We start from the raw sequence: 21465 nt of genomic DNA, 5'->3' as shown, positions 1-21465 counted from the left end.
CACCCCCCCTCCCCCCCCCCCCCCCCCCCCCCCCCCCCCCCCCCCTGCGGCTGCTTTCCGCACGATGTCGAACAAGACCTACGAAATCCGTCCGAACCAGTCGATCGAACTGCTCAAGGAGCTGCACATCCTGACGCGCGACGGCAAGATGAACCAGGACAGCCGTCGCAAGCTCAAGCAGGTGTACCACCTGTTCCAGTTCATCGAACCGCTGCTCGCGAGCGTGCAGCAGGACAAGGGCGGCGTCACGCTCGCCGATCACGGCGCGGGCAAGTCCTATCTGGGCTTCATCCTGTACGACCTGTTTTTCAAGGAGCGGCCGTCCGGCGCGTCGCACATCTACGGGATCGAGACCCGCGAGGAGCTGGTCGAGCGCTCGACCGCGCTCGCGGCGACGCTCGGTTTCGAGGGGATGTCGTTCCTCAATCTGTCGGTGGCCGAGTCGATCACGTCGCCGCGCCTGCCCGAGACGATCGACGTCGTCACCGCGCTGCACGCCTGCAACACCGCGACCGACGATGCGATCCGCTTCGCGCTCGCGAAACGCGCGAGCCATATCGTGTTGGTGCCGTGCTGCCAGGCCGAGATCGCAGGCGTGCTGCGCAGGAACAAGGGCAAGTCGCTCGGCAACGCGCTGACCGAGGTGTGGCGCCATCCGCTGCATACCCGCGAATTCGGCAGCCAGATCACCAACGTGCTGCGCTGCCTGCAACTGGAGGCGCACGGCTATCAGGTGAGCGTGACCGAGCTGGTCGGCTGGGAGCATTCGATGAAGAACGAGCTGATCATCGCGCAGTACAAGGACCTGCCGCGCCGCAAGCCCAGCGAGCGCCTGGACGAGATCCTGGAGATGTTCGGGCTCGCGGAACTGCGCGAGCGCTTCTTCGCGCCGGCCGCGGGCGAGGCCGCCTGACGCGTCTGCGTCAGCTTGCGTCGTCCGGGTGGTCGCCCGCCATCCATTCCCGCCAGCCGTCATGCCCGAGGCGGCGAAGCGTCGCCTGATTGCGTTCGTAGATGTCGGCGGCGTCGGGCACCGCGTCGACCGCGCGCGCGATGCTCGCCTCGCGCAGCAGATGCAGGATCGGATACGGCGCGCGGTTCGTGTAGTTCTCGATGTCGTCGGGCGCGCTGCCGTCGAACTGGTAGCGCGGATGGAAGCTCGCGATCTGCAACATGCCGTCGAGGCGCAGCTGGCGCAGCAGCTGGTCGGCGAACAGCAGCGCGTCGTTGTAGTCGGCGAAATCGGCGAGCGCGTCGGGAACGATCAGCAAGGTCGTGTCGACCTGCTCCGGATCGCTTGCCTCGAGCGCGCGCAGCTCGGCCTCGAGGTCGGTCAGCGCGGCTTCGAACGAGGTCGCGCGGCTGATCGCGTAGCGCACCTGGTGCTTCACATGCACGCTCTTTGCGAACGGACACAGATTGAGGCCGATCACCGCGCGCGTGAGCCAGTGGCGGGTGGCGGCGAGGATCGTGGCGTCGTCTTCGGCGGGGCGGGGAACGGTCATGTCGGGCAGCGGCTTGGCGGGAAACGCCGCATTGTAGCGGGCGGCGCGCGCCGGTTCACGCGCAGGCGGCGTCGATCAGGAGCCGCGCGACGCGCGGCGCCTCGCCGATCGGGCTTGCGTCGGGACGGTAGGTCTGGCTTGCCGCGTAGATGCCTTCGATCAACAGCGCGAGCCCATCGGCGAGCGCCTGCGGCTCGCGCGCGCCCGCGCCGTGCGCGAGCGTGACGAGCCGGGTCATCAGGCGGGCCTTGTTGTCGGCGACGAACTGGCGCGCGGGATGGCTCAACTCCGGAAATTCCGCCGCGACGTTCACGAACGGGCAGCCCCGGTAGTCGGGTTGCAAGGCCCGCGCCGACAGATCGTCGAAATACTGGATCAGCTGCGCCTTCGGATCGTCCGGATGCCGGGCGGCGCTGGCGTCGACGCGCTCGAAGAAGCACGCATCCATTCGTTCGAGATACGCGAGCACCAGTTCGTCCTTCGACGAGAAGCGGCGATACAGGCTCATCTTGTTGACGCCGGCGCGCTCGACCACGGCTTCCACGCCGACGGCGCGCACCCCTTCCCGATAGAACAATTCCTCCGCCGCGCGCAGCAGATGCTCGTGCGCGGTGGCGCCCGCGATGGGCGCGCGCGCGCGTCGGACGGGTTTGGCGGCGGTGGCGGACATGAAAGACCTCGTCAGCGTTATTGGCTGCTTGACATGTTACCGAGCGGTCACTAGGATCGCAACCTAATGTGACCGATCGGTAACAGATTGGCTCGTTGTCAACAGAAATGGATGCAGCGTCCGCGCGGCGGACCAGGAGCGAAATCGATGAATTGGGCGGCGACAAGAATCGGCGGGCGTTTCCACTACGGATGGCTGGCGGCGGCGGTGGTGTTTCTGGTGCTGCTCGCGGCGGCGGGCACGCGCGCGACGCCGAGCGTGCTGATGGTGCCGCTCGAACGCGAACTGGGCTGGTCGCGCGCGACGATCTCCCTGGCGATCTCGGTGAACATCGCGCTGTACGGCCTGACCGGGCCGTTCGCGGCGGCGGCGATGCAGCGTTTCGGCGTACGGCCGACGATCCTGAGCGCGCTGACGGTGATGGGCGCGGGAGTCGCGCTGTCGTCGCTGATGACCGCGACCTGGCAGATGGTGCTGATCTGGGGCGTGATGGTGGGCGGGGCGACGGGTGTCGCGGCGCTGACCTTGTCGGCGACCTTCGTCACGCGCTGGTTCAGCGCGCGGCGCGGCCTCGTGATGGGGCTGTTGACGGCCAGCTCGGCGACCGGCCAGCTGGTGTTCCTGCCGATGCTCGCGGCGGTCGCGCAGCGCCACGGCTGGCGGCCGGTGGTGCTGGTGGTCGCGCTCGCGGTCGCGCTGGTGGTGCCGCTGGTCGCGTTCCTGCTGCCGGAGCGCCCGGCCGATCTGCGGCTGCGGCCGTACGGCGAGCCCGCCGACGCGCCGGTCGTGCCCGAAGGCCCGAAGCAGAATCCGCTCGCGGTCGCGTTCGGCACGCTGTTCTCGGCGGCGCGCACGCGCGACTTCTGGCTGCTGTTCTTCAGCTTCTTCATCTGCGGCGCGAGCACCAACGGCTACGTCGGCACCCATCTGATCGCGATGTGCAGCGACTACGGCATGTCGGAGGTGCAGGGCGCGTCGCTGCTGGCCGCGATGGGCGTGTTCGACCTGGTCGGCACGACGCTGTCGGGCTGGCTGTCGGATCGCTACGACAGCCGCGTGCTGCTGTTCTGGTACTACGGGCTGCGCGGGCTGTCGCTGATCTACCTGCCGCATGCGTTCGGCATCGATTTCTTCGGCCTGCCGCTGTTCGCGGTGTTCTACGGGCTCGACTGGATCGCGACCGTGCCGCCCACCGTGCGGCTCGCGACCGACGTATACGGCAAGGCGGCGGCGCCCGTGGTGTTCGGCTGGATCGTCGCGGGGCACCAGCTGGGCGCGGCGTTCGCGGCGCTGGGCGCGGGGCTGCTGCGCGCGAGCCTCGGCACCTACACGCTCGCGTCGATGATCTCGGGCGGACTGTGCATCGTCGGGGCCGTGATCGTGCTGCGGATCAAGCGCGGCGCGCCGCGCGCGCAGGCGGCCGCGGCCTGACGGCGGCGCCGGGAGCAAAGCAGAAAGCGCGATTTGCATTGGTGTGATGGATCGGGCGAGGCGGGGCGCGAGCGGTTATGCTTGCGGTTCTTCCCGGAATGCCGCGCCCTCTTTCATTTCGCAAGGAACCCGCATGACCGTCAAACCCGCCCCGACCTCCGTCTCGATTCACGAACTGATCGCCGGCCGCTGGAGCCCGCGCGCCTACTCGAACGCGCCGGTCAGCGCCGCAGACCTGCTGGCGGTGCTGGAAGCCGCGCGCTGGGCGCCGTCGGCGTACAACGCGCAGCCGTGGCGTTTCATCGTGTTCGACCGCAATCGGGACGAGGCCGCCTACAAGCGCGCGTTCGCCACGCTGGTGCCGTTCAACCAGGGCTGGAATGCTCCCGCGCCGGTGCTGATCGCGGTGACCGCGCACACCGTCAACACGAAGGGCGAGCCGAGTCCCACCGCGCTGTACGACGCGGGCGCGGCCGGCTTGTCGCTGGTGCTGCAGGCGCATGCGCTCGGCCTGGCCGCGCACCAGATGGCGGGCTTCGATGCGAAGGCGCTGCGCGAGGCGTTCCGCGTGCCGGCGGATGTCGCGATTCCCGCCGTCATTTCGCTCGGCCACTATGGCGACGCGGACAAGCTCGATCCGGTGCTGCGCGAGCGCGAGCGCGCGCCGCGTACCCGCCACGCGCTCGGTGAGGTGGCCTATGCGGGGGCCTGGAAGACGCCGTACCCGACCGTCGCCTGAGCGAGCCCGCTCGGGCCGGGCTCCCGACCCCGCGCGAGCGGGGCGTCTGAAAAATCGCTCCGGATCGCGCCCGGTGTCGTGCGCACCCGCGGCGGCGGGCCCGCCCAGGCCCGGACGATGCGTGATCCGGGCGAGGCCCGGTTGTGACCGGGCCGCTTTCATGATAAAAACCCGGTCCTTCCGTTTTCGCGCCTGCCCAGCGGCGGCTTGAGCCATGACTTATTGCGCGATTGACTTCGGCACGTCCAACTCCGCGGTGGCGCTGCCGGACGGCGAGGGCGCCATGCGCCTCGCGCCCGTCGAGGGCGAGCACCTGACTCTGCCCACCGCGATCTTCTTCAACAACGACGAGGGCGCCCGCGAGTACGGGCGCGCCGCGCTCGCGTCCTATATCGACGGCTTCGACGGGCGGTTGATGCGTTCGTTGAAGAGCATCCTCGGTTCGGCGCTCGCGGAAACCACGACCGACCTCGGCGACGGCTCGGCGATCGCGTACACCGATGTGATCGCGCAGTTCATGCTGCACCTGAAGCAGAAGGCGCAGGCCTGCGCGGGCGTCGCGCCGCGGCGGGCGGTGCTGGGCCGGCCGGTGTTCTTCGTCGACGACGATCCGCAGGCCGACCGCCTCGCGCAGCAGCAGCTTGAAGCGGCCGCGCGCTCGGTCGGGTTCGAGGACGTGCATTTCCAGTACGAGCCGATCGCGGCCGCGTTCGACTACGAATCGCGGCAGGCGGAAGAGCGGCTCGTGCTGGTCGCCGACATCGGCGGCGGCACGTCGGACTTCTCGCTGGTGCGGGTGGGGCCTGAGCGGATGCGGCATCTCGAACGCAAGGGCGACGTGCTCGCGCACCACGGCGTGCACGTCGCGGGCACCGACTACGACCGGCGCGTGGAGCTGTCGTCGATCCTGCCCGCGTTCGGCTACCGCGCGCTCGATCCCGAGGGGCGCGAGCTGCCGAACCGCATCTACTTCGATCTCGCGACCTGGCACCTGATCAACACGGTGTACACGCCCAAGCGCGTCGGCGAGCTGAAGCTGATGAAGCACCTGTACCTCGAGGTCCGGCAGTACGAGCGCCTGCTGCGCGTGCTGGAGCAGCGGTTCGGCCACGCGCTGATGGCGCGCGCGGAAGAGGCGAAGATCGGGGTGTCGGCGGGCGGGGAGACGATGATCGACCTGAACGACGTCGAGGAGGATTTGCAGATCGCATTCGATGCGTCGCGGCTGATCGACGCGAGCCGCGACGACACCGCGCGGATCGTCGCGGCCGCGCGCGAGACCGTGCGGCTTGCCGGCATCGCGCCGCGCGAGGTCGGCGCGCTGTACTTCACGGGCGGCTCGACCGGGCTCGCGTTCCTGTCCGGCGCGCTCGCCCAGGCGTTTCCGGACGCGCAGCCGGTTTACGGCGACCGCCTCGCGAGCGTGGCGACGGGCCTCGGCATTTACGCGCGGCGCCTGTTCGCGGGCGCGTGACGTGCGGCGCACGCAAACAAAAAGCCCCGCCGGAGCGGGGCTTTTTTCATGAGCAGCGAAATCGCGCGCTTACAGCGGCTTGATGTTCGCAGCTTGCAGACCCTTCGGGCCGTTCTTGACTTCGAACTCGACCTTTTGGTTTTCTTGCAGCGTCTTGAAACCGTCGATCTTGATTTCCGAGAAGTGCGCGAACAGATCGTCGCCGCCGCCTTCCGGGGTGATGAAGCCGAAGCCCTTAGCGTCGTTGAACCACTTAACGGTGCCGGTTGCCATATTACTTTTTCCTAAAAATGTAAAACAGGGCCGAAGCCCGGGGAGTGCATGAAAATCAAGGAAGGGGGTAATGGGACCAACCGGAGTACCGTTGATGGGCGAACTACGAAAGAACCTATTCACACACTCGCCGCTTGAAATCCTGCCCGAACTTTATACGGCTAATTTTTTCGCCGGTCAACCGGATTTCCGTATTCGCTACAGAATCTTCGGGATAACCCTGAATTCTAGCTTACAAAACTTGCAAATGTGCTCACTTTTTTGTGGGGGCTGATCGATTTTGCGTCCCCATTCAGGTGCAACCGTTTAAACTACGCGCCGCGCGGAAGGGTTGCTCCGATCGGGTAATCCACCCCCCAAGAATGCATGTGCGGGACCGCCCCGGGCACTAGCCGGCGGCGATGTCGACCGTGCTTTTCGAGACACAGGAGAGGTTGTGAAGAGTTCTATTCAACGGAACATCGGTCCGTTCGCATTGATGCTGACCGGGCTGGGTTCGATCATCGGCTCGGGCTGGCTGTTCGGTGCGTGGAAGGCCGCGAAGATCGCCGGCCCGGCGGCGATCTGCGCGTGGATCATCGGCGCGGTGGTGATTCTCGCGATCGCGCTGACCTACGCGGAGCTGGGCGCGATGTTCCCCGAGTCGGGCGGCATGGTGCGCTACGCGCGCTACTCGCACGGCGCGCTGGTGGGCTTCATCAGCGCATGGGCGAACTGGATCGCGATCGTCTCGGTGATTCCGATCGAGGCGGAGGCGTCGATCCAGTACATGAGCACCTGGCCGTATGAATGGGCGCACAACCTGTTCATCAACGGGGAGTTGACAACACCCGGGCTGCTGCTGTCGGCGCTGCTCGTGATCGTCTACTTCCTGCTCAACTACTGGGGCGTGAAGCTGTTTGCGCGCGCCAACACCGCGATCACGATCTTCAAGTTCCTGATCCCGGGCCTGACGATCCTCGGCCTGATCCTGACGAGCTTCCACAGCGAGAACCTCGGCACCACGTCGAACGCCACGTTCGCGCCGTACGGCTGGTCGGCGGTGCTGACCGCGGTGGCGACGAGCGGCATCGTGTTCGCGTTCAACGGCTTCCAGAGCCCGATCAACCTCGCCGGCGAGGCGCGCAATCCGTCGCGCAGCGTGCCGTTCGCGGTGATCGCGTCGATCCTGATCGCGCTCGTGATCTACGTGCTGCTGCAGATCGCCTATATCGGCGCGGTGAACCCGGCCGACGTCGCGAAGGGCTGGTCGCACTTCAACTTCGCGTCGCCGTTCGCGGAACTGGCGATCGCGCTGAACCTGAACTGGCTCGCGATCCTGCTGTACGTCGATGCGTTCGTGAGCCCGAGCGGCACCGGCACCACCTACATGGCGACCACCACGCGGATGATCTACGCGATGGAGCGCAACAACACGATGCCGAAGATGTTCGGCAACGTGCACCCGTTCTACGGCGTGCCGCGTCAGGCGATGTGGTTCAACCTGATCGTGTCCTTCGTCTTCCTGTTCTTCTTCCGCGGCTGGAGCTCGCTCGCGGCGGTGATCTCGGTCGCGACGGTGATTTCCTACCTGACCGGCCCGATCAGCCTGATGGCGCTGCGCCGCGCGGCGACCGACCTCGATCGTCCGCTGTCGATCCCGGGCATGAAGCTGATCGCGCCGTTCGCGTTCGTCTGCGCGTCGCTGATCCTGTACTGGGCGAAATGGCCGCTGACGGGCGAGATCATCCTGCTGATGGTCGTCGCGCTGCCGGTCTACTTCTACTTTCAGGGCAAGTCCGGCTGGACCGGCTGGAGCCGCGACCTGAAGGCGGCCTGGTGGCTCGTCGCCTACCTGCCGACGATGGCCGTGCTGTCGCTGATCGGCAGCAAGGAATTCGGCGGTCATGGCCTGATGCCGTACGGCTGGGACATGCTGATCGTGGCGGCGATCTCGCTCGTGTTCTACTTCTGGGGCGTGAACACCGGTTACCGCACCGAGTACCTGAACGAACGCGAATCGCACGACGAAATCCTGGAAGGCGTCGGCGCCTGAGTCTTTCGTCGCGCGCCGACGTTCCCGCATGCAAAAGCCCGCCGGCGATTCGCCGGCGGGCTTTTTCCTTGCGCGCGAGGATGGCCGCGCGCGGCTCAGGCGCGAGCGGAGCCGAACACGTAGTTCGTCATCGCGAGCATCCGCTGATAGGTGCCGAGCGATTGGATGCCGAGCTGATAGTCGTCGTCGGCCGCGCCGAGCGCGGCGAACACCGGCAGCAGATGCTCGTCGGTCGGGTGCATGAGCGCCGCATGCGGCGCCTGGCGGCGGTAGTCGAGCAGCGCGTCGAGGTCGCGCGCGGCGAGGCGGGACTCGAACCAGTCCGTGAAGACCGCGACGCGCGGGTCGGCGTCGGCGGGCGCCGCGCCGAAATCGGCGGCGCGCAGGTTGTGCGTGATCTGGCCCGAGCCGATCACCATCACGCCTTCGTCGCGCAGCGGCCGCAGCGCACGGCCGACGCGGAAGTGGTGGCCCGGGTCGGCGAGCGGCTGGATCGACAACTGGGCGACCGGGATGTCGGCGTCAGGGAACATCAGCAGCATCGGCACCCATGCGCCGTGGTCGAGGCCATGCGCTTGCGTGGCCGTCTCGATGCCGGCCTCGCCGAGCAGCGCGGCCGCGCGCCGCGCCAGCTCGGGCGCGCCCGGCGCGGGATAGCGCAGCGCATACAGCGGGGCCGGGAAGCCGTGGAAATCGTGGATCGTGTCCGGATGCTCGGCGGTGCTCGCGACCGGCTGCCGGGTGCCCCAGTGCGCGGACAGGATCAGCACCGCGCGCGGGCGCGGCAGCTCGGCGCCGAGCCGGGTGAATGCGGCGGACGGCAGGGCGGGGTCGAGCGGCAGCGTGGGCGCGCCGTGCGACAGGTAGACAGCGGGAAGGCGGGTCATGCGGGGCTCCGGGAAGCAGGTTCTGCCGACCACTATAGAGGCGGATTCCGCATGGATAAATGCGGAAAGAGGATTTGATTGAATCCTTCTGGTTGTTAATCGCTGCGCGGCCGGGGGCCGGCGTTCAACCGTTTTCGTTCAGCCCGGACCACGGCGTGGTGAGGCGCGCGTCGAGCGGGAACAAGTCGAGGACGCGGGCCGCCGTGTGGTCGACCAGTTCGTCGATCGTCTTCGGCATCGCGTAGAACGCGGGCAAGGGGGGGAAGATCACGCCGCCCATCTCGGTCACGGCGGTCATGTTGCGCAGATGCGCGAGGTTGAACGGCGTTTCGCGCACCATCAGCACGAGGCGGCGACGCTCCTTGAGCGTGACGTCCGCAGCGCGCGCGATCAGGTTGTCGGACAGGCCGTGCGCGATGCTCGCGAGGGTTTTCATGGAGCAGGGCGCGACGATCATGCCCTCGGTCGCGAACGAGCCCGACGCGATGGTCGCGCCGACGTCGCGCACCGAATGCACGACGTCGGCGCGCGCGTGCACGGCGTCCTTCGACAGTTGCAGCTCGTGCTGGATGTTGAGCCAGCCGGCCGCGGACACGAGCAGGTGCGTCTCGACGCCGCCCGCCGCGCGCAGCAGATCGAGCACGCGCAGGCCGTAGATCGCGCCCGTCGCGCCGGTGATCGCGACGATCAGCCGGCGCGGGGCCGCGCCGCGTCCATTCACGGCGGGGGGGTCAGGCCGACGCGAACAGCTGCTGCAGTTCGCCGGACTGGTACATCTCCATCATGATGTCCGAGCCGCCGACGAACTCGCCCTTCACGTACAGCTGCGGGATGGTCGGCCAGTTCGAGAATTCCTTGATGCCCTGGCGGATTTCCTCGTCCTCGAGGACGTTGACCGTCTTGAACTGGTCGACGCCGCAGGCCTTCAGGACCTGCACGGCGCGGCCCGAGAAGCCGCACATCGGGAATTGCGCGTTGCCCTTCATGAAGAGCACGACCTGATTTTCGTCGACGATTTGCTTGATGCGTTGTTGGGTGTCCATGACTGACCTTGAAATGCGGGGCAATAGATGCGGAATGATACTGGATTTCACCGCGGCCGGCCGACGCCGGGCGCGCGTCAGCCGGGGCGGCGGCCGCCCGTGGCCCGCTCGATCGCGGCGAGGTCGGTGAGCGATTCGACCGCCTCGAAGCCGGCGTCGGCGAGCAGCGCGCGTACGGCCTCCGCCTGATCGTAGCCGTGCTCGATCCACAGCGCGCCGCCCGGCGCGAGGAAGGCGGCCGCGCCGGCCGCGATCGCGCGGATCGCGCTCAGGCCGTCGGCCTCGTCCGTGAGCGCGCCGCGCGGTTCGAAGCGCAGGTCGCCCTGGTCGAGGTGCGGATCGTGCCGCGCGATGTAGGGCGGATTGCTGACGATCGCCTCGAAGCGCAGCGCCGGATCGAGCGCCTCGTACCAGTCGCTGCGCAGCCAGTGCGGCGCGCCGCCCGGCCGGTTCGCGGCGAGCAGCCTGCGTGCGTTGCGCTGCGCGACGTCGAGCGCGTCTTCGGACTGGTCGAGCGCCCAGATGCGCGCGTCCGGCCGTTCGGCGGCGATCGCGATCGCGATCGCGCCGCTGCCGGTGCCGAGGTCGAGCACGCACGGCGCGGCGATGCCGTCGAGCGCGTCGAGCGCGGTTTCGACCAGCAGCTCGGTTTCCGGCCGCGGGATCAGCACCGCGGGCGTGACCTCGAATTCGAGGCCGAAGAATTCGCGCGTGCCGACCAGTTGCGCGACCGGCTCGCCGGCCGCGCGGCGCGCCTCGAGCGCGAGGTAGCGCGCGATCGCGGCGGCGTCGAGCGGGGCGTCCGCGCGCGTGATCAACTGGGTGCGAGTCCAGCCGAGCGCGTGGGCGAGCAGGATTCGCGCGTCGACCGCGTCGAGCGATGACGCGCGCAGCAGTTCGGCGGCGGTGGCGGGCGTGGCGTGCATCGCGGGCGGGTCAGTCGGCGTCGCCGAGCGACGCGAGCAGTTCGGCCTGATGCTCGCTGACGAGCGTCGCGATCAGTTCGTCGAGATCGCCGTCCATGATCGCTTCCAGCTTGTACAGCGTCAGGTTGATCCGGTGGTCGGTCATCCGCCCCTGCGGGAAGTTGTAGGTGCGGATCCGCTCCGAGCGGTCGCCGGAACCGATCAGGCTCTTGCGCGTGGCGGCTTCCTTGGCGTGCTGCTCGTGATACTGCTTGTCCTTGATCCGCGCGGCGAGCACCTTGAGCGCGCGGTCCTTGTTCTTGTGCTGCGAGCGGTCGTCCTGGCACTCGACGACGATCCCGGTCGGCAGGTGGGTGACGCGCACCGCCGAGTCGGTCTTGTTGATGTGCTGGCCGCCCGCGCCGGAGGCGCGGAAGGTGTCGATGCGCAGGTCGGCGGGGTTGATCTCGATCTCGCCGATCTCGTCGGCCTCGGGCATCACCGCGACCGTGCAGGCGGAGGTGTGGATGCGGCCCTGGGTTTCGGTGGCGGGCACGCGCTGCACGCGATGGCCGCCCGATTCGAACTTGAGCCGCGAATACGCGCCCTGGCCGGCGATCCGCACGATCACTTCCTTGTAGCCGCCCAGGTCCGATGCGCTCTCGGACATCATCTCGACCTGCCAGCGCTTCCGTTCCGCGTGGCGCAGGTACATCCGCAGCAGGTCGCCCGCGAACAGCGCCGATTCGTCGCCGCCCGCGCCCGCGCGAATTTCGACGAAGATGTTGCGCTCGTCATTCGGGTCCTTCGGCAGCAGCATCGTCTGCAGATCGATCTCGAGCTGCGCCATCCGGTCGCGCGACGCGCGGATCTCGTCCTCGGCGAAATCGCGCATCGACGCGTCGCCGAGCAACTCCTCCGCGGCCTGTTCGTCGTTGCGCGCGTGCCGCCATTGCGCGTAGTGTTCGACCACGGGGCCGATCTCCGCATGTTCGCGGGTCAGCTTGCGATATTGGTCGAGATCCGCGGTGACGTTTTCGCGGCTCAGCAGGTCGTTCAGTTCGGCCAGCCGGCTTGAGAGCTGGTCGAGCTTGCTTTGCATGCTCGTTTTCATGGTGTGGAGCGGGGCTCCCGGAGCGTGGAATCGGAGGTGGAAACGGCCGGCCGGACGGCTGGCGGGGCAGGACGGCCGCTAATGATCCGAGGAATCGGACGAGCGGGGCCCGTGCTGGTAAAACCCGCGCATCAGCTCGATCAACGAATCGCGGTCGGCGCCGTTCGCGCGGTTGAGCGCGGTCGTCGGGCCGTGGATCAGCTTGTTGGTGAGCGCCTGCGACAGCGCGTCGAGCACGGCGGCCGGATCGTCGCCGCGCGCGAGCATCTTCTGCGCGCGCTCGACCTCGGCGCGGCGCAGCGTGTCCGCCTGTGCGTGCATGTGGCGGATCACCGGCACGATGCTGCGCGAATCGAGCCACTGCATGAAGTTCTGCACGCGCGTCTCGATGATGGTCTCGGCCTGCGCGACCGCGGCCTGCCGCGACGCATTGCCCTCGCGGACGATCGCGCCGAGGTCGTCGACGGTGTACAGGAACACGTCCTTGAGCTTGCCGACTTCGGGCTCGATGTCGCGTGGCACCGCGAGATCGACCATGAAGATCGGCCGGTGGCGGCGCGCCTTCACCGCGCGCTCGGCGGCGCCGAGGCCGATGATCGGCAGCGTCGACGCCGTGCAGGACACGATGATGTCGAACTCGTGCATCCGCGTGGTCAGATCGGCGAGCGGCATCGCGCGGCCGCCGAAGCGCTCCGCGAGCTGCGCGCCGCGTTCCGCGGTGCGGTTCGCGACCACCAGCTCGCGCGGACCCTGCGCGGCGAAATGGGTCGCGCACAGCTCGATCATCTCGCCCGCGCCGATGAACAGCACGCGCTGATCCGACACTTTTTCGAAGATCCGCTGCGCGAGGCGAACCGCGGCGGCGGCCATCGACACCGACTGCGCGCCGATCTCGGTGGTGCCGCGCACTTCCTTGGCGACCGCGAAGGTGCGCTGGAACAGCTGGTTCAGGTAGGTGCCGAGCGCGCCGGCCTCGGTCGCGGTGCGGACCGCATCCTTCATCTGGCCGAGGATCTGGGTTTCGCCGAGCACCATCGAGTCGAGGCCGGAGGCGACGCGGAAGGCGTGACGCACCGCCTCGGATTGCGGCAGCGCGTAGACGTGCGGGGCGAGTTCGGCGGCCGGGATCCGATGGTATTCGGACAGCCAGCGCACCGCGGCCTCCCGCGCCGCGCGGTCGTCGGTCGCGCAGTAGAGCTCGGTGCGGTTGCAGGTCGACAGGATCGCGGCTTCCGGCGCGTTGGGCGCGGCCCGGCCGAGGAAGATATTCTTGAACGTCGCCAATGCAGGCTTGAGCTGCTCGAGCGGAAACGCCACGCGTTCGCGCAAGGCGACAGGCGCAGTGTGGTGATTGATTCCGATCGTGAGGAGCTGCATATCAGAGGCTATCGTTTAGCCTCGTATTATAGCCTTTCGACGCGATTCGCATCGAGACCGCGACAGTTTGGCTTTCAGGGTTTGGGGGGCGGATCAAGCGGAATGGTGTCGAGCTGGTAGCCATAGCCGTAGAGCGGGGTGAGCCGGTAGCCGCGTTCCGGGTGCAGGCGCAGCTTGTTGCGCAGCCGGGAGGCGTGGGTGTCCAGCGTGCGGGAGTTCATGCCGCGGCGTTTCTCCCAGACCGACTCCATGATGTGTACGCGCGACACCGGCCGCGACGTGTTCGCGAACAGCAGCAGCGCGAAGCGGAATTCCTTCGGGGTCAGCGGCACGGCCTCGGAGCCGAAGCGCACGATGCTGTAGGCCGAGTCGAACGAGTACTCGCCGAAGGTGTCGCGGGTGCGGTTCGGCGGGCGCTGCACGCCGGCGCGGCGCATGAGCGCGTTGACGCGGGCGAGCAGCTCGGGGCCGCGCAGGGGCTTCTGGATGCAGTCGTCCGCGCCGGCCTGCAGGCAGGTGACGATCTCGCTCTCGCGCGGCGCTGTCATCGCGACCATCACCGGCACGCCGGGCAGCAGCGCCCGTGCGAGCGGGACCACCTCCTCGGCGGGCTGGTCGCCGGCCCAGCTCGCGGCGATGATGAGATCGCAGGTTTCGCGTTCGAGCCAATCGAGAAAGCGCGCGCTGGTGGGGAACGTGTGGCACAAATGGCCCCCGGCGAACAGCAGCCGGTTTACGAATTCCGCATGGCGCACATCGGGATCTATCAGGGCTATTCGCATGGGCGTGGTGTCAGCAGGGTAATACCAGGGTGCCCTTGCCTTACGTCATGCCGGACCCTAAACTCAACCGCTGCGCGGCGAGCCTGCTGATTTTTGAATAAGAAAGGCCGATGCTAGCTGCGTGAGTCGTTCGCGCCTATGGGACTAATCTGAAAATAGAAGCGAAAAGAGGGCGCTGAATGAACTGGCTTGGAATCGTTGTCCTGGGGATTGCCGTGGGTCTGCTGGGCGGATGGCTGCATCCGTCGCGCCGGGCCCGTCGCGCGCCGCTGTGGCGCGCCGCCGCGGTCGGCGTACTGGCCGCCGCCGCGGCCAAGATGGCCGGCAATGTCTCGGGATTCTTTTACGACGGGGAGACGCTCGAATGGCCGGTGTGCGCCGGCGTCGCGTTGCTTGCCGTTGCCGTGACGGCGGGGTTGTCGGCCCGTCGCTGAATGCTCTCAGGTGAACAATCATGAATGCCCGACTCCCCGAAACCTCGTCCGTGCCCGCGCGCCTCGCCTTGCTGCGCGGCGCGATGGCGCGCGAGGATCTGGCCGCCTATCTGGTGCCGTCCGCCGATCCCCATCTGTCCGAATACCTGCCCGAGCGCTGGCAGGCGCGGCGCTGGCTGTCGGGTTTCACCGGCTCCGTCGGCACGCTGGTCGTGACCGCCGACTTCGCAGGTTTGTGGGTTGACAGCCGCTATTGGGTGCAGGCCGAGGCCGAGCTGGCCGGCACCGGCATCCAGCTGATGAAGATGATGGCGGGCCAGCAGAGCCAGCCCCATGTCGAATGGCTCGCGCAGCACGTGAGCGCTGGCGCGACGGTCGGCGTCGACGGCGCGGTGCTCGGCGTGGCGGCCGCGCGCGCGTTGAAGGGCGCGCTGACCGCGCGCGGCATCGTGCTGCGCACCGATCTCGACCTGCTCGACACGATCTGGCCGCAGCGTCCGGCGCTGCCGGTCGACGCGGTGTTCGAGCATGTCGCGCCGCAGGCCGACACGACCCGCGCGGGCAAGCTCGCGCAGGTGCGCCGCGCGATGCAGGAGCAGGGCGCGCAGTGGCATTTCGTGTCGACGCTCGACGATCTCGCGTGGCTCTTCAACCTGCGCGGCGCCGACGTCAACTACAACCCGGTGTTCGTCGCGCATGCGCTGATCGGCCTCGAGCGCGCGACGCTGTTCGTCGCCGACGGCAAGGTGCCGGCCGCGCTGGCGGCATCGCTCGCGCAGGACGGCGTCGCGGTGCGGCCGTATGCGGCGGCGGGCGCGGCGCTCGCCGCGCTGCCGACGGGCGGCGCGCTCCTGATCGATCCGCGTCGCGTGACCTTCGGTTCGCTGCAGGCGGTGCCGGAATCGGTGCGGGTGGTCGAGGCGGTGAATCCGTCGACCTTCGCGAAATCGCGCAAGACGCCGGCCGAGATCGGGCATGTGCGCGCGACGATGGAGCAGGACGGCGCGGCGCTCGCGGAATTCTTCGCCTGGTTCGAGCAGGCGGTGAACCGCGAGGCGATCACCGAGGTGACGATCGACGAGAAGCTGACCGCGGCGCGCGCGCGGCGGCCCGGCTATGTGTCGCTGAGCTTCGCGACGATCGCGGGCTTCAACGCGAACGGCGCGATGCCGCACTATCACGCGACCCCCGCCGCGCATGCGGCGATCGCGGGTGACGGCCTGCTGCTGATCGATTCGGGCGGCCAGTACCTGAGCGGCACGACCGACATCACGCGGGTCGTGCCGGTCGGCACGGTCACCGATGCGCACCGCCGCGATTTCACGATCGTGCTGAAGGCGATGATGGCGCTGTCGCGCGCGCGCTTCCCGCGCGGCATCCGGTCGCCGATGCTCGATGCGATCGCGCGCGCGCCGATGTGGGCGGCGGGCCTCGACTACGGCCACGGCACCGGTCACGGCGTCGGCTATTTCCTGAACGTGCACGAAGGGCCGCAGGTGATTTCCCACTACGCGGCGGCCGAGCCTTACACGGCGATGGAGGAAGGCATGATCACGTCGGTCGAGCCGGGCGTGTACCGGCCGGGCAAGTGGGGCGTGCGGATCGAGAACCTCGTCGTGAACCGCCCGGCCGAGCGGACCGAATTCGGCGACTTCCTCGAATTCGAGACGCTGACGCTGTGCCCGATCGACACGCGCTGCGTGCTGCCCGCGCTGCTGCACGACGACGAGCGCGCCTGGCTCAACGCGTATCACGCGACGGTGCGCGAGCGGGTCGGCCGTCATCTGTCGGGCGACGCGAAGGCATGGCTCGACGCGCGCACCCGGCCGATCTGAGGCGACGCGCGACAATTCATCTTGCGGGGACGAACATGAGCAACAAGAATGCGGTGATCGTGATCGACATGCAGCGCGGGCTGCTGCAGGGCGCCAACCCTGCGCACCGGGTGGATGAGGTGGTGGCGGGGATCAACCGCCTGACGGCGGCCGCGCGCGCGGCCGGCGCGCCGGTGTGCTTCGTGCAGCACGACGGCGACGCGGACGACGACATCGTGCCCGGCACGCCGGGCTGGGAGCTGCATGCGGGGCTCGAGCGCCGGGACGACGACTGGTCGGTGCGCAAGACCGTCGGCGACGCGTTCCACGACACGCCGCTCGCCGCCGAACTGGACCGGCACGGCGTCGACGGCCTGGTGCTGTGCGGCTACGCGACCGAGTTCTGCGTCGACTCGACCGCGCGCCGCGCGGCGCTGCTCGGCTACCGCACGACCGTCGTTGCGGACCTGCACACGACCAACGACCGGCCGGTGCTGAATGCGGCGCAGGTGGTCGCGCATCACAATTTCACCTGGAAGAACAGCATGCTGTCGGGCAATCCGGTCACGCCGCGTCCGCTCGCCGACGTGCTCGCCACGGAGTTCGCATGAGCATCAAGGCAGTCGTGTTCGATTTCGGCGGGGTGCTGATCGACTGGAGCCCCGAGTACCTGTACAAGCAGCTGATTCCCGACGACGCCGAGCGCGGCTGGTTTCTCGCCAACGTGTGCGCGATGGACTGGGTGGTCCGCCAGGACGGCGGGCAAAGCATCGCGGAAGGCACGGCCGAACTGGTCGCGAAACACCCCGAGCACGAGGCGCTGATCCGCGCGTTCTATGCGCGCTGGCACGAGATGATCGGCGGCGTGCTGACGGCGGGGGAGGCGCTCGTCGACCGGCTCGACGCGGGCGGGATGCCGCTGTTCGGGCTCACCAACTGGTCGGCCGAGACTTTCCCGTACGCGTGGGAGCATTTCCCGGTGCTGCGCCGCTTCAAGGACATCGTGGTGTCGGGGCGCGTGAAACTCGTGAAGCCGGATCCGGCGATCTACCGCGAGATGCACGCGCGCATCGAGGCGCACCTGCCGGGCATCGCGTCGCACGAGCTGGTGTTCATCGACGACAACCCGCACAACGCGGCAGCCGCCACCGCGCTGGGCTGGCACGGTATCCACCATACCGATGCGGCCGTGACGGCGGCGCGCCTGCGCGAGCTGGGCGCGCTCGCCTGAATGAAGCCGGTGCGGCGGCGTGTGTGCCGCCGGGCATGAAAAAAGCGACCCGAGGGTCGCTTTTTTCATGATGTCGCCACGCGCCACGCCGGCCGGACCGGCGGCGGCGCGCGCCGCGTTCAGCGGCTGATCGGCTTGTAGCGCAGGCGCTTGGGCTTCGCGCCTTCCTCGCCGAGGCGCGCACGCTTGTCGGCTTCGTACTCCTGGTAGTTGCCGTCGAAGAACACCGCCTGCGAATCGCCTTCGAACGCGAGGATATGCGTCGCGATGCGGTCGAGGAACCAGCGATCGTGCGAGATCACGAGCACGGAGCCCGCGAACTCCAGCAGCGCGTCTTCGAGCGCGCGCAGCGTCTCGACGTCGAGATCGTTCGACGGCTCATCGAGCAGCAGCACGTTGCCGCCCGCGATCAGCGTTTTCGCGAGGTGCAGCCGGCCGCGCTCGCCGCCCGACAGGTTGCCGACCACCTTCTGCTGGTCGCCGCCCTTGAAGTTGAAGCGGCCGATGTAGGCGCGCGACGGCGTTTCGTACTTGCCGACCGTCAGCACGTCGGCGCCGCCCGAGATTTCCTCGAACACCGTCTTCGAGCCGTCGAGCGCGTCGCGGCTCTGGTCGACGTAGGCGATCTTCACTGTCGGGCCCTGGACGATCTCGCCCGAATCCGGCTGCTCCTTGCCCGTCAGCATGCGGAACAGCGTCGACTTGCCCGCGCCGTTCGGCCCGATGATGCCGACGATCGCGCCCGGCGGGATCTTGAAGTTCAGGTTGTCGATCAAGAGCCGGTCGCCGTACGCCTTGCTGACGTTCTTGAACTCGATGACCTCGTTGCCGAGCCGCTCGCCGACCGGGATGAAGATTTCCTGTGTCTCGTTGCGCTTCTGGTATTCCTGGCTGTTCAGTTCCTCGAAGCGCGCGATCCGCGCCTTCGACTTCGCCTGACGGCCCTTCGGGTTCTGGCGCACCCACTCCAGCTCCTTCTTGATCGCCTTCTGGCGCGCCGACTCGGAGGCCTCTTCCTGCTTCAGGCGGTCTTCCTTCTGGTCGAGCCAGCTGCTGTAGTTGCCCTTCCACGGAATGCCGTGGCCGCGGTCGAGTTCGAGAATCCACTCGGCGGCGTTGTCGAGGAAGTAGCGATCGTGGGTGACCGCGACGACCGTGCCCGGGAAGCGCGTGAGGAACTGTTCGAGCCAGTCGACCGATTCGGCGTCGAGGTGGTTGGTCGGTTCGTCGAGCAGCAGCATGTCGGGCTTTTCCAGCAGCAGCTTGCACAGCGCGACGCGGCGCTTCTCGCCGCCCGACAGGTGCTCGATCTTCGCGTCCCACGCCGGCAGGCGCAGCGCGTCGGCCGCGACTTCGAGCTGCTGCTCGGGGCTGCCGCCGTCGCTCGACGCGAGAATTGCCTCGTACTTCGCCTGCTCGGCCGCGAGCGCGTCGAAGTCGGCATCCGGCTCCGCGTAGGCCGCGTAGATTTCCTCGAGTTTCTTGTTCGCCTGGAACAGGTCGCCGAGGCCGTCCTCGACCGCTTCGCGCACGGTCTTGGTCGGGTCGAGCTGCGGCTCCTGTGGCAGGTAGCCGATGTTCAGGTTCGGCATCGGCGTTGCTTCGCCTTCGATGTCCTTGTCGACACCCGCCATGATGCGGATCAGCGTCGACTTGCCCGAGCCGTTGAGGCCGAGCACGCCGATCTTCGCGCCGGGGAAGAACGACAGGGAGATGTCCTTCAGGATCTGACGCTTGGGCGGCACGATCTTGCCGACCCGGTTCATCGTGAAAACGTATTGGGCCATGTGCGTGTGAAACTCAAAAGTTGCGATCGCCGCGCAGCAGGATCGCGGCGCAGCGTCGGGTGATTCGGTTCGGAGAGCGCCGCAGGTCGTGCGGCGGGATCGCCGCCTGGTCGGCGGCGCGAGCGGCTATTGTACTTCGGCGCAGGCCGCCGCTGGGGTGCGGGGGGCGGGCGTCGCGGCGGCGTGTCGCGCGGGATGGGACGCGATCCGTGCGCGGTCGGGCGTCCGGTGCGCGAGCGGCGCGTCGATCCGGCCGCCGCTTGCGCGCGTGAGGGAGGGTTCCAAGCCGCGACCGGTTCCCGTGCCCGTCGGCGGGCGCTCCGCCGGGGCGCCGCGAGCCGGTCTAGAGCCAAGCGGCGACGCCGCCGTGCCCCGAACAGGTGCCGCGCCGATGGCGGCTGAAGCTATAGGTGCCGTCACGGCAGCGCGCGCTCGCGCCCTCGGGAACGCGGCCCGATTTCGAATGGGCCGGGGCGTGCACGGTTTCGCCGTCGCTGTTCCGGTAGGTGTCGTGGCGGTCGAGGTCGGCTTCGTTGTCGTAGCCGGACGGGGCGCGGTACGCGAAGGCGGGGTGAGGCGCGAGGGTGGCGCACGCGATGAGCAGCGTGGCCGCGAGCCGCGCGATGCGGGTCGCGCGCGAAGCGGATACGGGCATGGTCTCTCTCGGTTCTTGGTATGTCTTGGTATAGGCGGGCGCGACGGCGGCGCGCCCGGTCCGCATGGTAGCCGATACGGCGCGACATGCGGGCTTGGAAGGCGCCCGGATTTGACGCAGGTCTGACTGGCTCGGATGACGCGTTGGTGGCAGCATGCCCGCAGCGGGGGATGGCCGGGCGCGAGATCTGGGTGGGCCGCCTTTTCCGGGTTCGCCGGGCGACGCTCCGGCGTGCGCGGTGTGTATAACGCGGGCCGGTTCGCGCAGGGTCGCGGACCATGATGGGCGAGGGCGCGATGCGCCCGGCCGGGGAGATCGGGATGACTTTCGACGAAGTGCGACGGATTGCGCTCGGCTGGCCGGGCGTCGAGGATGGCACGTCATACGGTACGCCCGCGCTCAAGGTGAAGGGCAAGCTGCTCGCGCGGCTGAAGGAGGACGGCGACAGCCTCGTGGTCAAGGGCGTCGGCCCCGACGAGCGTGCATGGCTGATGGAGACCGAGCCGGACGTTTACTACATCACCGACCATTACCGCGGCTGGCCGATCGTCCTCGTGCGCCTGTCGAGGAGCGACCCGGAGACGGTGGCCGCGCTGTTATTGCGCGAATGGAAGGCAATCGCGCCGAAGCGGCTGCTGGCCGCTTATGACGAGACCGCTCGACGTTGAACGGCCGCGCGCCGATTGCGGGGCGTGCGGTAGGACTGCACGGCGGCGTTTGCGAGGCTATCGCTGAACGTCGTTGTCCGGCGGGCCGTGGGGCCGATGAATCTAGGCGCGATGTTTTCAGCGCGCGCGGTGGAACGGCGTTGCGGCGTTCGCGAGGTTGTCGCTGAACGTCGCTGCCGGGCGCGCCTCGGAGCCGATGAACGCAGGCGCGATGTTTGCGTTGCGCGCGGTGGAACGGCGTTGCGGCGTTCGCGAGGTTGTCGCTGAACGTCGCTGCCAGGCGCGCCTCGGAGCCGATGAACGCAGGCGCGATGTTTGCGTTGCGCGCGGTGGAACGGCCTTGCGGCGTTTGCGAGGATGCCGCTGAACGTCGCTGCCGGGCGCGCCTCGAAGCCGATGAACGCAGGCGCGATGTTTGCGTCGCGCGCGGTAGAACGGTGTTGCGGCGTTTGCGAGGATGCCGTTGAACGTCGCTGCCGGGCGCGCCTCGAAGCCGATGAACGCAGGCGCGATGTTTGCGTTGCGCGCGGTGGAACGGCCTTGCGGCGTTTGCGAGGATGCCGTTGAACGTCGCTGCCGGGCGCGCCTCGGAGCCGATGAACGCAGGCGCGATGTTTGCGTTGCGCGCGGTGGAACGGCGT

The 21465-nt window shown here is 68.3% G+C and carries 23 protein-coding genes; 10 read left to right on the top strand and 13 right to left on the bottom strand.

Annotation, left to right across the window (positions count from 1 at the left end):
* Positions 1-64 precede the first annotated feature (64 nt).
* Entirely contained in the window at positions 65-913 is an 849-nt protein-coding gene (locus AC1RQF_RS24525) for a class I SAM-dependent methyltransferase (protein WP_492873152.1), read from the top strand.
* Positions 914-923: 10 nt separating this feature from the next.
* Here AC1RQF_RS24525 and AC1RQF_RS24520 read toward each other — a convergent pair whose 3' ends face one another.
* Together AC1RQF_RS24520 and AC1RQF_RS24515 are read right to left on the bottom strand one after the other, a co-directional pair.
* Positions 924-1505, bottom strand: coding sequence for a DUF1415 domain-containing protein (locus AC1RQF_RS24520; RefSeq protein ID WP_492873151.1), 582 nt, complete (start codon positions 1503-1505; stop codon positions 924-926).
* Positions 1506-1560: 55 nt separating this feature from the next.
* The gene (locus AC1RQF_RS24515) at positions 1561-2175 is read right to left on the bottom strand and encodes a TetR/AcrR family transcriptional regulator (protein WP_274000934.1); all 615 of its coding nucleotides are present in this window, start codon (positions 2173-2175) and stop codon (positions 1561-1563) included.
* 147 nt (positions 2176-2322) lie between these two features.
* On the opposite strand from AC1RQF_RS24515, the gene AC1RQF_RS24510 reads away from it, so the two are divergent.
* From AC1RQF_RS24510 to AC1RQF_RS24500, 3 genes are all read left to right on the top strand, one after another.
* A complete protein-coding gene (locus AC1RQF_RS24510) occupies positions 2323-3606 on the top strand; it encodes an MFS transporter (RefSeq protein ID WP_274000935.1) in 1284 nt (427 codons plus the stop codon).
* 133 nt (positions 3607-3739) lie between these two features.
* Positions 3740-4345: a nitroreductase family protein gene (locus AC1RQF_RS24505; RefSeq protein WP_274000937.1), complete on the top strand. Its 606-nt coding sequence runs from the start codon at positions 3740-3742 to the stop codon at positions 4343-4345.
* Between the two features lie 214 nt (positions 4346-4559).
* On the top strand, positions 4560-5819 hold the full coding sequence (locus tag AC1RQF_RS24500) for an Hsp70 family protein (RefSeq protein WP_492873150.1): 1260 nt from the start codon (positions 4560-4562) through the stop codon (positions 5817-5819).
* Positions 5820-5888: 69 nt separating this feature from the next.
* Here the strand turns inward: AC1RQF_RS24500 and AC1RQF_RS24495 are convergent, their stop codons facing one another.
* Entirely contained in the window at positions 5889-6092 is a 204-nt protein-coding gene (locus tag AC1RQF_RS24495; protein ID WP_252985999.1) for a cold-shock protein, read from the bottom strand.
* Positions 6093-6528: 436 nt separating this feature from the next.
* On the opposite strand from AC1RQF_RS24495, the gene AC1RQF_RS24490 reads away from it, so the two are divergent.
* Positions 6529-8127: an APC family permease gene (locus tag AC1RQF_RS24490; protein ID WP_274000939.1), complete on the top strand. Its 1599-nt coding sequence runs from the start codon at positions 6529-6531 to the stop codon at positions 8125-8127.
* Between the two features lie 95 nt (positions 8128-8222).
* Here AC1RQF_RS24490 and AC1RQF_RS24485 read toward each other — a convergent pair whose 3' ends face one another.
* The 7 genes from AC1RQF_RS24485 to AC1RQF_RS24455 all read right to left on the bottom strand — a co-directional run bounded on the left by AC1RQF_RS24485 (position 8223) and on the right by AC1RQF_RS24455 (position 14235).
* Positions 8223-9014 carry a DODA-type extradiol aromatic ring-opening family dioxygenase gene (locus AC1RQF_RS24485; protein WP_492873149.1) on the bottom strand — a complete coding sequence of 264 codons (792 nt, stop codon included), beginning with the start codon at positions 9012-9014 and terminating at the stop codon, positions 8223-8225.
* Positions 9015-9138: 124 nt separating this feature from the next.
* Positions 9139-9735: a UbiX family flavin prenyltransferase gene (locus AC1RQF_RS24480; RefSeq protein ID WP_274000942.1), complete on the bottom strand. Its 597-nt coding sequence runs from the start codon at positions 9733-9735 to the stop codon at positions 9139-9141.
* A 10-nt stretch (positions 9736-9745) separates the two neighbouring features.
* The gene (grxD, locus tag AC1RQF_RS24475) at positions 9746-10057 is read right to left on the bottom strand and encodes a Grx4 family monothiol glutaredoxin (RefSeq protein WP_252985995.1); all 312 of its coding nucleotides are present in this window, start codon (positions 10055-10057) and stop codon (positions 9746-9748) included.
* Between the two features lie 77 nt (positions 10058-10134).
* The gene (gene prmC / locus AC1RQF_RS24470) at positions 10135-10983 is read right to left on the bottom strand and encodes a peptide chain release factor N(5)-glutamine methyltransferase (RefSeq protein ID WP_274000944.1); all 849 of its coding nucleotides are present in this window, start codon (positions 10981-10983) and stop codon (positions 10135-10137) included.
* 10 nt (positions 10984-10993) lie between these two features.
* Positions 10994-12076: a peptide chain release factor 1 gene (prfA, locus tag AC1RQF_RS24465; RefSeq protein WP_274000945.1), complete on the bottom strand. Its 1083-nt coding sequence runs from the start codon at positions 12074-12076 to the stop codon at positions 10994-10996.
* Positions 12077-12154: 78 nt separating this feature from the next.
* A complete protein-coding gene (hemA, locus tag AC1RQF_RS24460; RefSeq protein WP_274000947.1) occupies positions 12155-13453 on the bottom strand; it encodes a glutamyl-tRNA reductase in 1299 nt (432 codons plus the stop codon).
* Between the two features lie 74 nt (positions 13454-13527).
* Positions 13528-14235 (bottom strand): response regulator transcription factor, encoded by a 708-nt coding sequence (locus tag AC1RQF_RS24455; protein WP_274000949.1) that lies wholly within the window; start codon positions 14233-14235, stop codon positions 13528-13530.
* Positions 14236-14414: 179 nt separating this feature from the next.
* On the opposite strand from AC1RQF_RS24455, the gene AC1RQF_RS24450 reads away from it, so the two are divergent.
* The 4 genes from AC1RQF_RS24450 to AC1RQF_RS24435 are packed head-to-tail and all read left to right on the top strand — an operon-like array spanning position 14415 to position 17714.
* Positions 14415-14669: a hypothetical protein gene (locus tag AC1RQF_RS24450; protein WP_252985990.1), complete on the top strand. Its 255-nt coding sequence runs from the start codon at positions 14415-14417 to the stop codon at positions 14667-14669.
* A gap of 20 nt (positions 14670-14689) precedes the next feature.
* The gene (locus AC1RQF_RS24445) at positions 14690-16504 is read left to right on the top strand and encodes an aminopeptidase P family protein (RefSeq protein ID WP_274000951.1); all 1815 of its coding nucleotides are present in this window, start codon (positions 14690-14692) and stop codon (positions 16502-16504) included.
* Positions 16505-16539: 35 nt separating this feature from the next.
* On the top strand, positions 16540-17094 hold the full coding sequence (locus AC1RQF_RS24440) for a cysteine hydrolase family protein (RefSeq protein ID WP_274000953.1): 555 nt from the start codon (positions 16540-16542) through the stop codon (positions 17092-17094).
* The gene (locus AC1RQF_RS24435) at positions 17091-17714 is read left to right on the top strand and encodes an HAD family hydrolase (protein WP_274000955.1); all 624 of its coding nucleotides are present in this window, start codon (positions 17091-17093) and stop codon (positions 17712-17714) included. Before AC1RQF_RS24440 ends, AC1RQF_RS24435 begins: the two co-directional genes overlap by 4 nt.
* Before the next feature lie 119 nt (positions 17715-17833).
* Here AC1RQF_RS24435 and ettA read toward each other — a convergent pair whose 3' ends face one another.
* Together ettA and AC1RQF_RS24425 are read right to left on the bottom strand one after the other, a co-directional pair.
* The gene (ettA, locus tag AC1RQF_RS24430) at positions 17834-19501 is read right to left on the bottom strand and encodes an energy-dependent translational throttle protein EttA (RefSeq protein ID WP_274000957.1); all 1668 of its coding nucleotides are present in this window, start codon (positions 19499-19501) and stop codon (positions 17834-17836) included.
* 343 nt (positions 19502-19844) lie between these two features.
* Positions 19845-20156 carry a DUF3761 domain-containing protein gene (locus AC1RQF_RS24425; RefSeq protein ID WP_274000959.1) on the bottom strand — a complete coding sequence of 104 codons (312 nt, stop codon included), beginning with the start codon at positions 20154-20156 and terminating at the stop codon, positions 19845-19847.
* Between the two features lie 320 nt (positions 20157-20476).
* On the opposite strand from AC1RQF_RS24425, the gene AC1RQF_RS24420 reads away from it, so the two are divergent.
* On the top strand, positions 20477-20824 hold the full coding sequence (locus AC1RQF_RS24420) for an MmcQ/YjbR family DNA-binding protein (RefSeq protein ID WP_492873164.1): 348 nt from the start codon (positions 20477-20479) through the stop codon (positions 20822-20824).
* Positions 20825-20941: 117 nt separating this feature from the next.
* Here AC1RQF_RS24420 and AC1RQF_RS24415 read toward each other — a convergent pair.
* The coding region (locus tag AC1RQF_RS24415; RefSeq protein ID WP_492873148.1) for a hypothetical protein at positions 20942-21465 on the bottom strand (524 nt) is incomplete at its 5' end.

This window comes from Burkholderia sp. GW821-FHT14F03 (assembly GCF_058803765.1).
Note: the sequence above shows the minus strand (reverse complement) of the source record. Positions and strands in the feature narration are given on the sequence as shown.

Excerpts from the sequence above, each read along its gene's own strand:
- AC1RQF_RS24500 (WP_492873150.1), top strand. The coding sequence starts at position 4,560 with ATGACTTATTGCGCGATTGACTTCGGCACGTCCAACTCCGCGGTGGCG.
- AC1RQF_RS24495 (WP_252985999.1), bottom strand. The coding sequence starts at position 6,092 with ATGGCAACCGGCACCGTTAAGTGGTTCAACGACGCTAAGGGCTTCGGC.
- AC1RQF_RS24520 (WP_492873151.1), bottom strand. The coding sequence starts at position 1,505 with ATGACCGTTCCCCGCCCCGCCGAAGACGACGCCACGATCCTCGCCGCC.
- ettA (WP_274000957.1), bottom strand. The coding sequence starts at position 19,501 with ATGGCCCAATACGTTTTCACGATGAACCGGGTCGGCAAGATCGTGCCG.
- AC1RQF_RS24435 (WP_274000955.1), top strand. The coding sequence starts at position 17,091 with ATGAGCATCAAGGCAGTCGTGTTCGATTTCGGCGGGGTGCTGATCGAC.
- AC1RQF_RS24455 (WP_274000949.1), bottom strand. The coding sequence starts at position 14,235 with ATGCGAATAGCCCTGATAGATCCCGATGTGCGCCATGCGGAATTCGTA.
- grxD (WP_252985995.1), bottom strand. The coding sequence starts at position 10,057 with ATGGACACCCAACAACGCATCAAGCAAATCGTCGACGAAAATCAGGTC.
- AC1RQF_RS24420 (WP_492873164.1), top strand. The coding sequence starts at position 20,477 with ATGACTTTCGACGAAGTGCGACGGATTGCGCTCGGCTGGCCGGGCGTC.
- AC1RQF_RS24440 (WP_274000953.1), top strand. The coding sequence starts at position 16,540 with ATGAGCAACAAGAATGCGGTGATCGTGATCGACATGCAGCGCGGGCTG.
- AC1RQF_RS24445 (WP_274000951.1), top strand. The coding sequence starts at position 14,690 with ATGAATGCCCGACTCCCCGAAACCTCGTCCGTGCCCGCGCGCCTCGCC.
- AC1RQF_RS24450 (WP_252985990.1), top strand. The coding sequence starts at position 14,415 with ATGAACTGGCTTGGAATCGTTGTCCTGGGGATTGCCGTGGGTCTGCTG.
- AC1RQF_RS24425 (WP_274000959.1), bottom strand. The coding sequence starts at position 20,156 with ATGCCCGTATCCGCTTCGCGCGCGACCCGCATCGCGCGGCTCGCGGCC.
- AC1RQF_RS24525 (WP_492873152.1), top strand. The coding sequence starts at position 65 with ATGTCGAACAAGACCTACGAAATCCGTCCGAACCAGTCGATCGAACTG.
- hemA (WP_274000947.1), bottom strand. The coding sequence starts at position 13,453 with ATGCAGCTCCTCACGATCGGAATCAATCACCACACTGCGCCTGTCGCC.
- AC1RQF_RS24510 (WP_274000935.1), top strand. The coding sequence starts at position 2,323 with ATGAATTGGGCGGCGACAAGAATCGGCGGGCGTTTCCACTACGGATGG.
- AC1RQF_RS24485 (WP_492873149.1), bottom strand. The coding sequence starts at position 9,014 with ATGACCCGCCTTCCCGCTGTCTACCTGTCGCACGGCGCGCCCACGCTG.
- prmC (WP_274000944.1), bottom strand. The coding sequence starts at position 10,983 with ATGCACGCCACGCCCGCCACCGCCGCCGAACTGCTGCGCGCGTCATCG.
- prfA (WP_274000945.1), bottom strand. The coding sequence starts at position 12,076 with ATGAAAACGAGCATGCAAAGCAAGCTCGACCAGCTCTCAAGCCGGCTG.
- AC1RQF_RS24515 (WP_274000934.1), bottom strand. The coding sequence starts at position 2,175 with ATGTCCGCCACCGCCGCCAAACCCGTCCGACGCGCGCGCGCGCCCATC.
- AC1RQF_RS24505 (WP_274000937.1), top strand. The coding sequence starts at position 3,740 with ATGACCGTCAAACCCGCCCCGACCTCCGTCTCGATTCACGAACTGATC.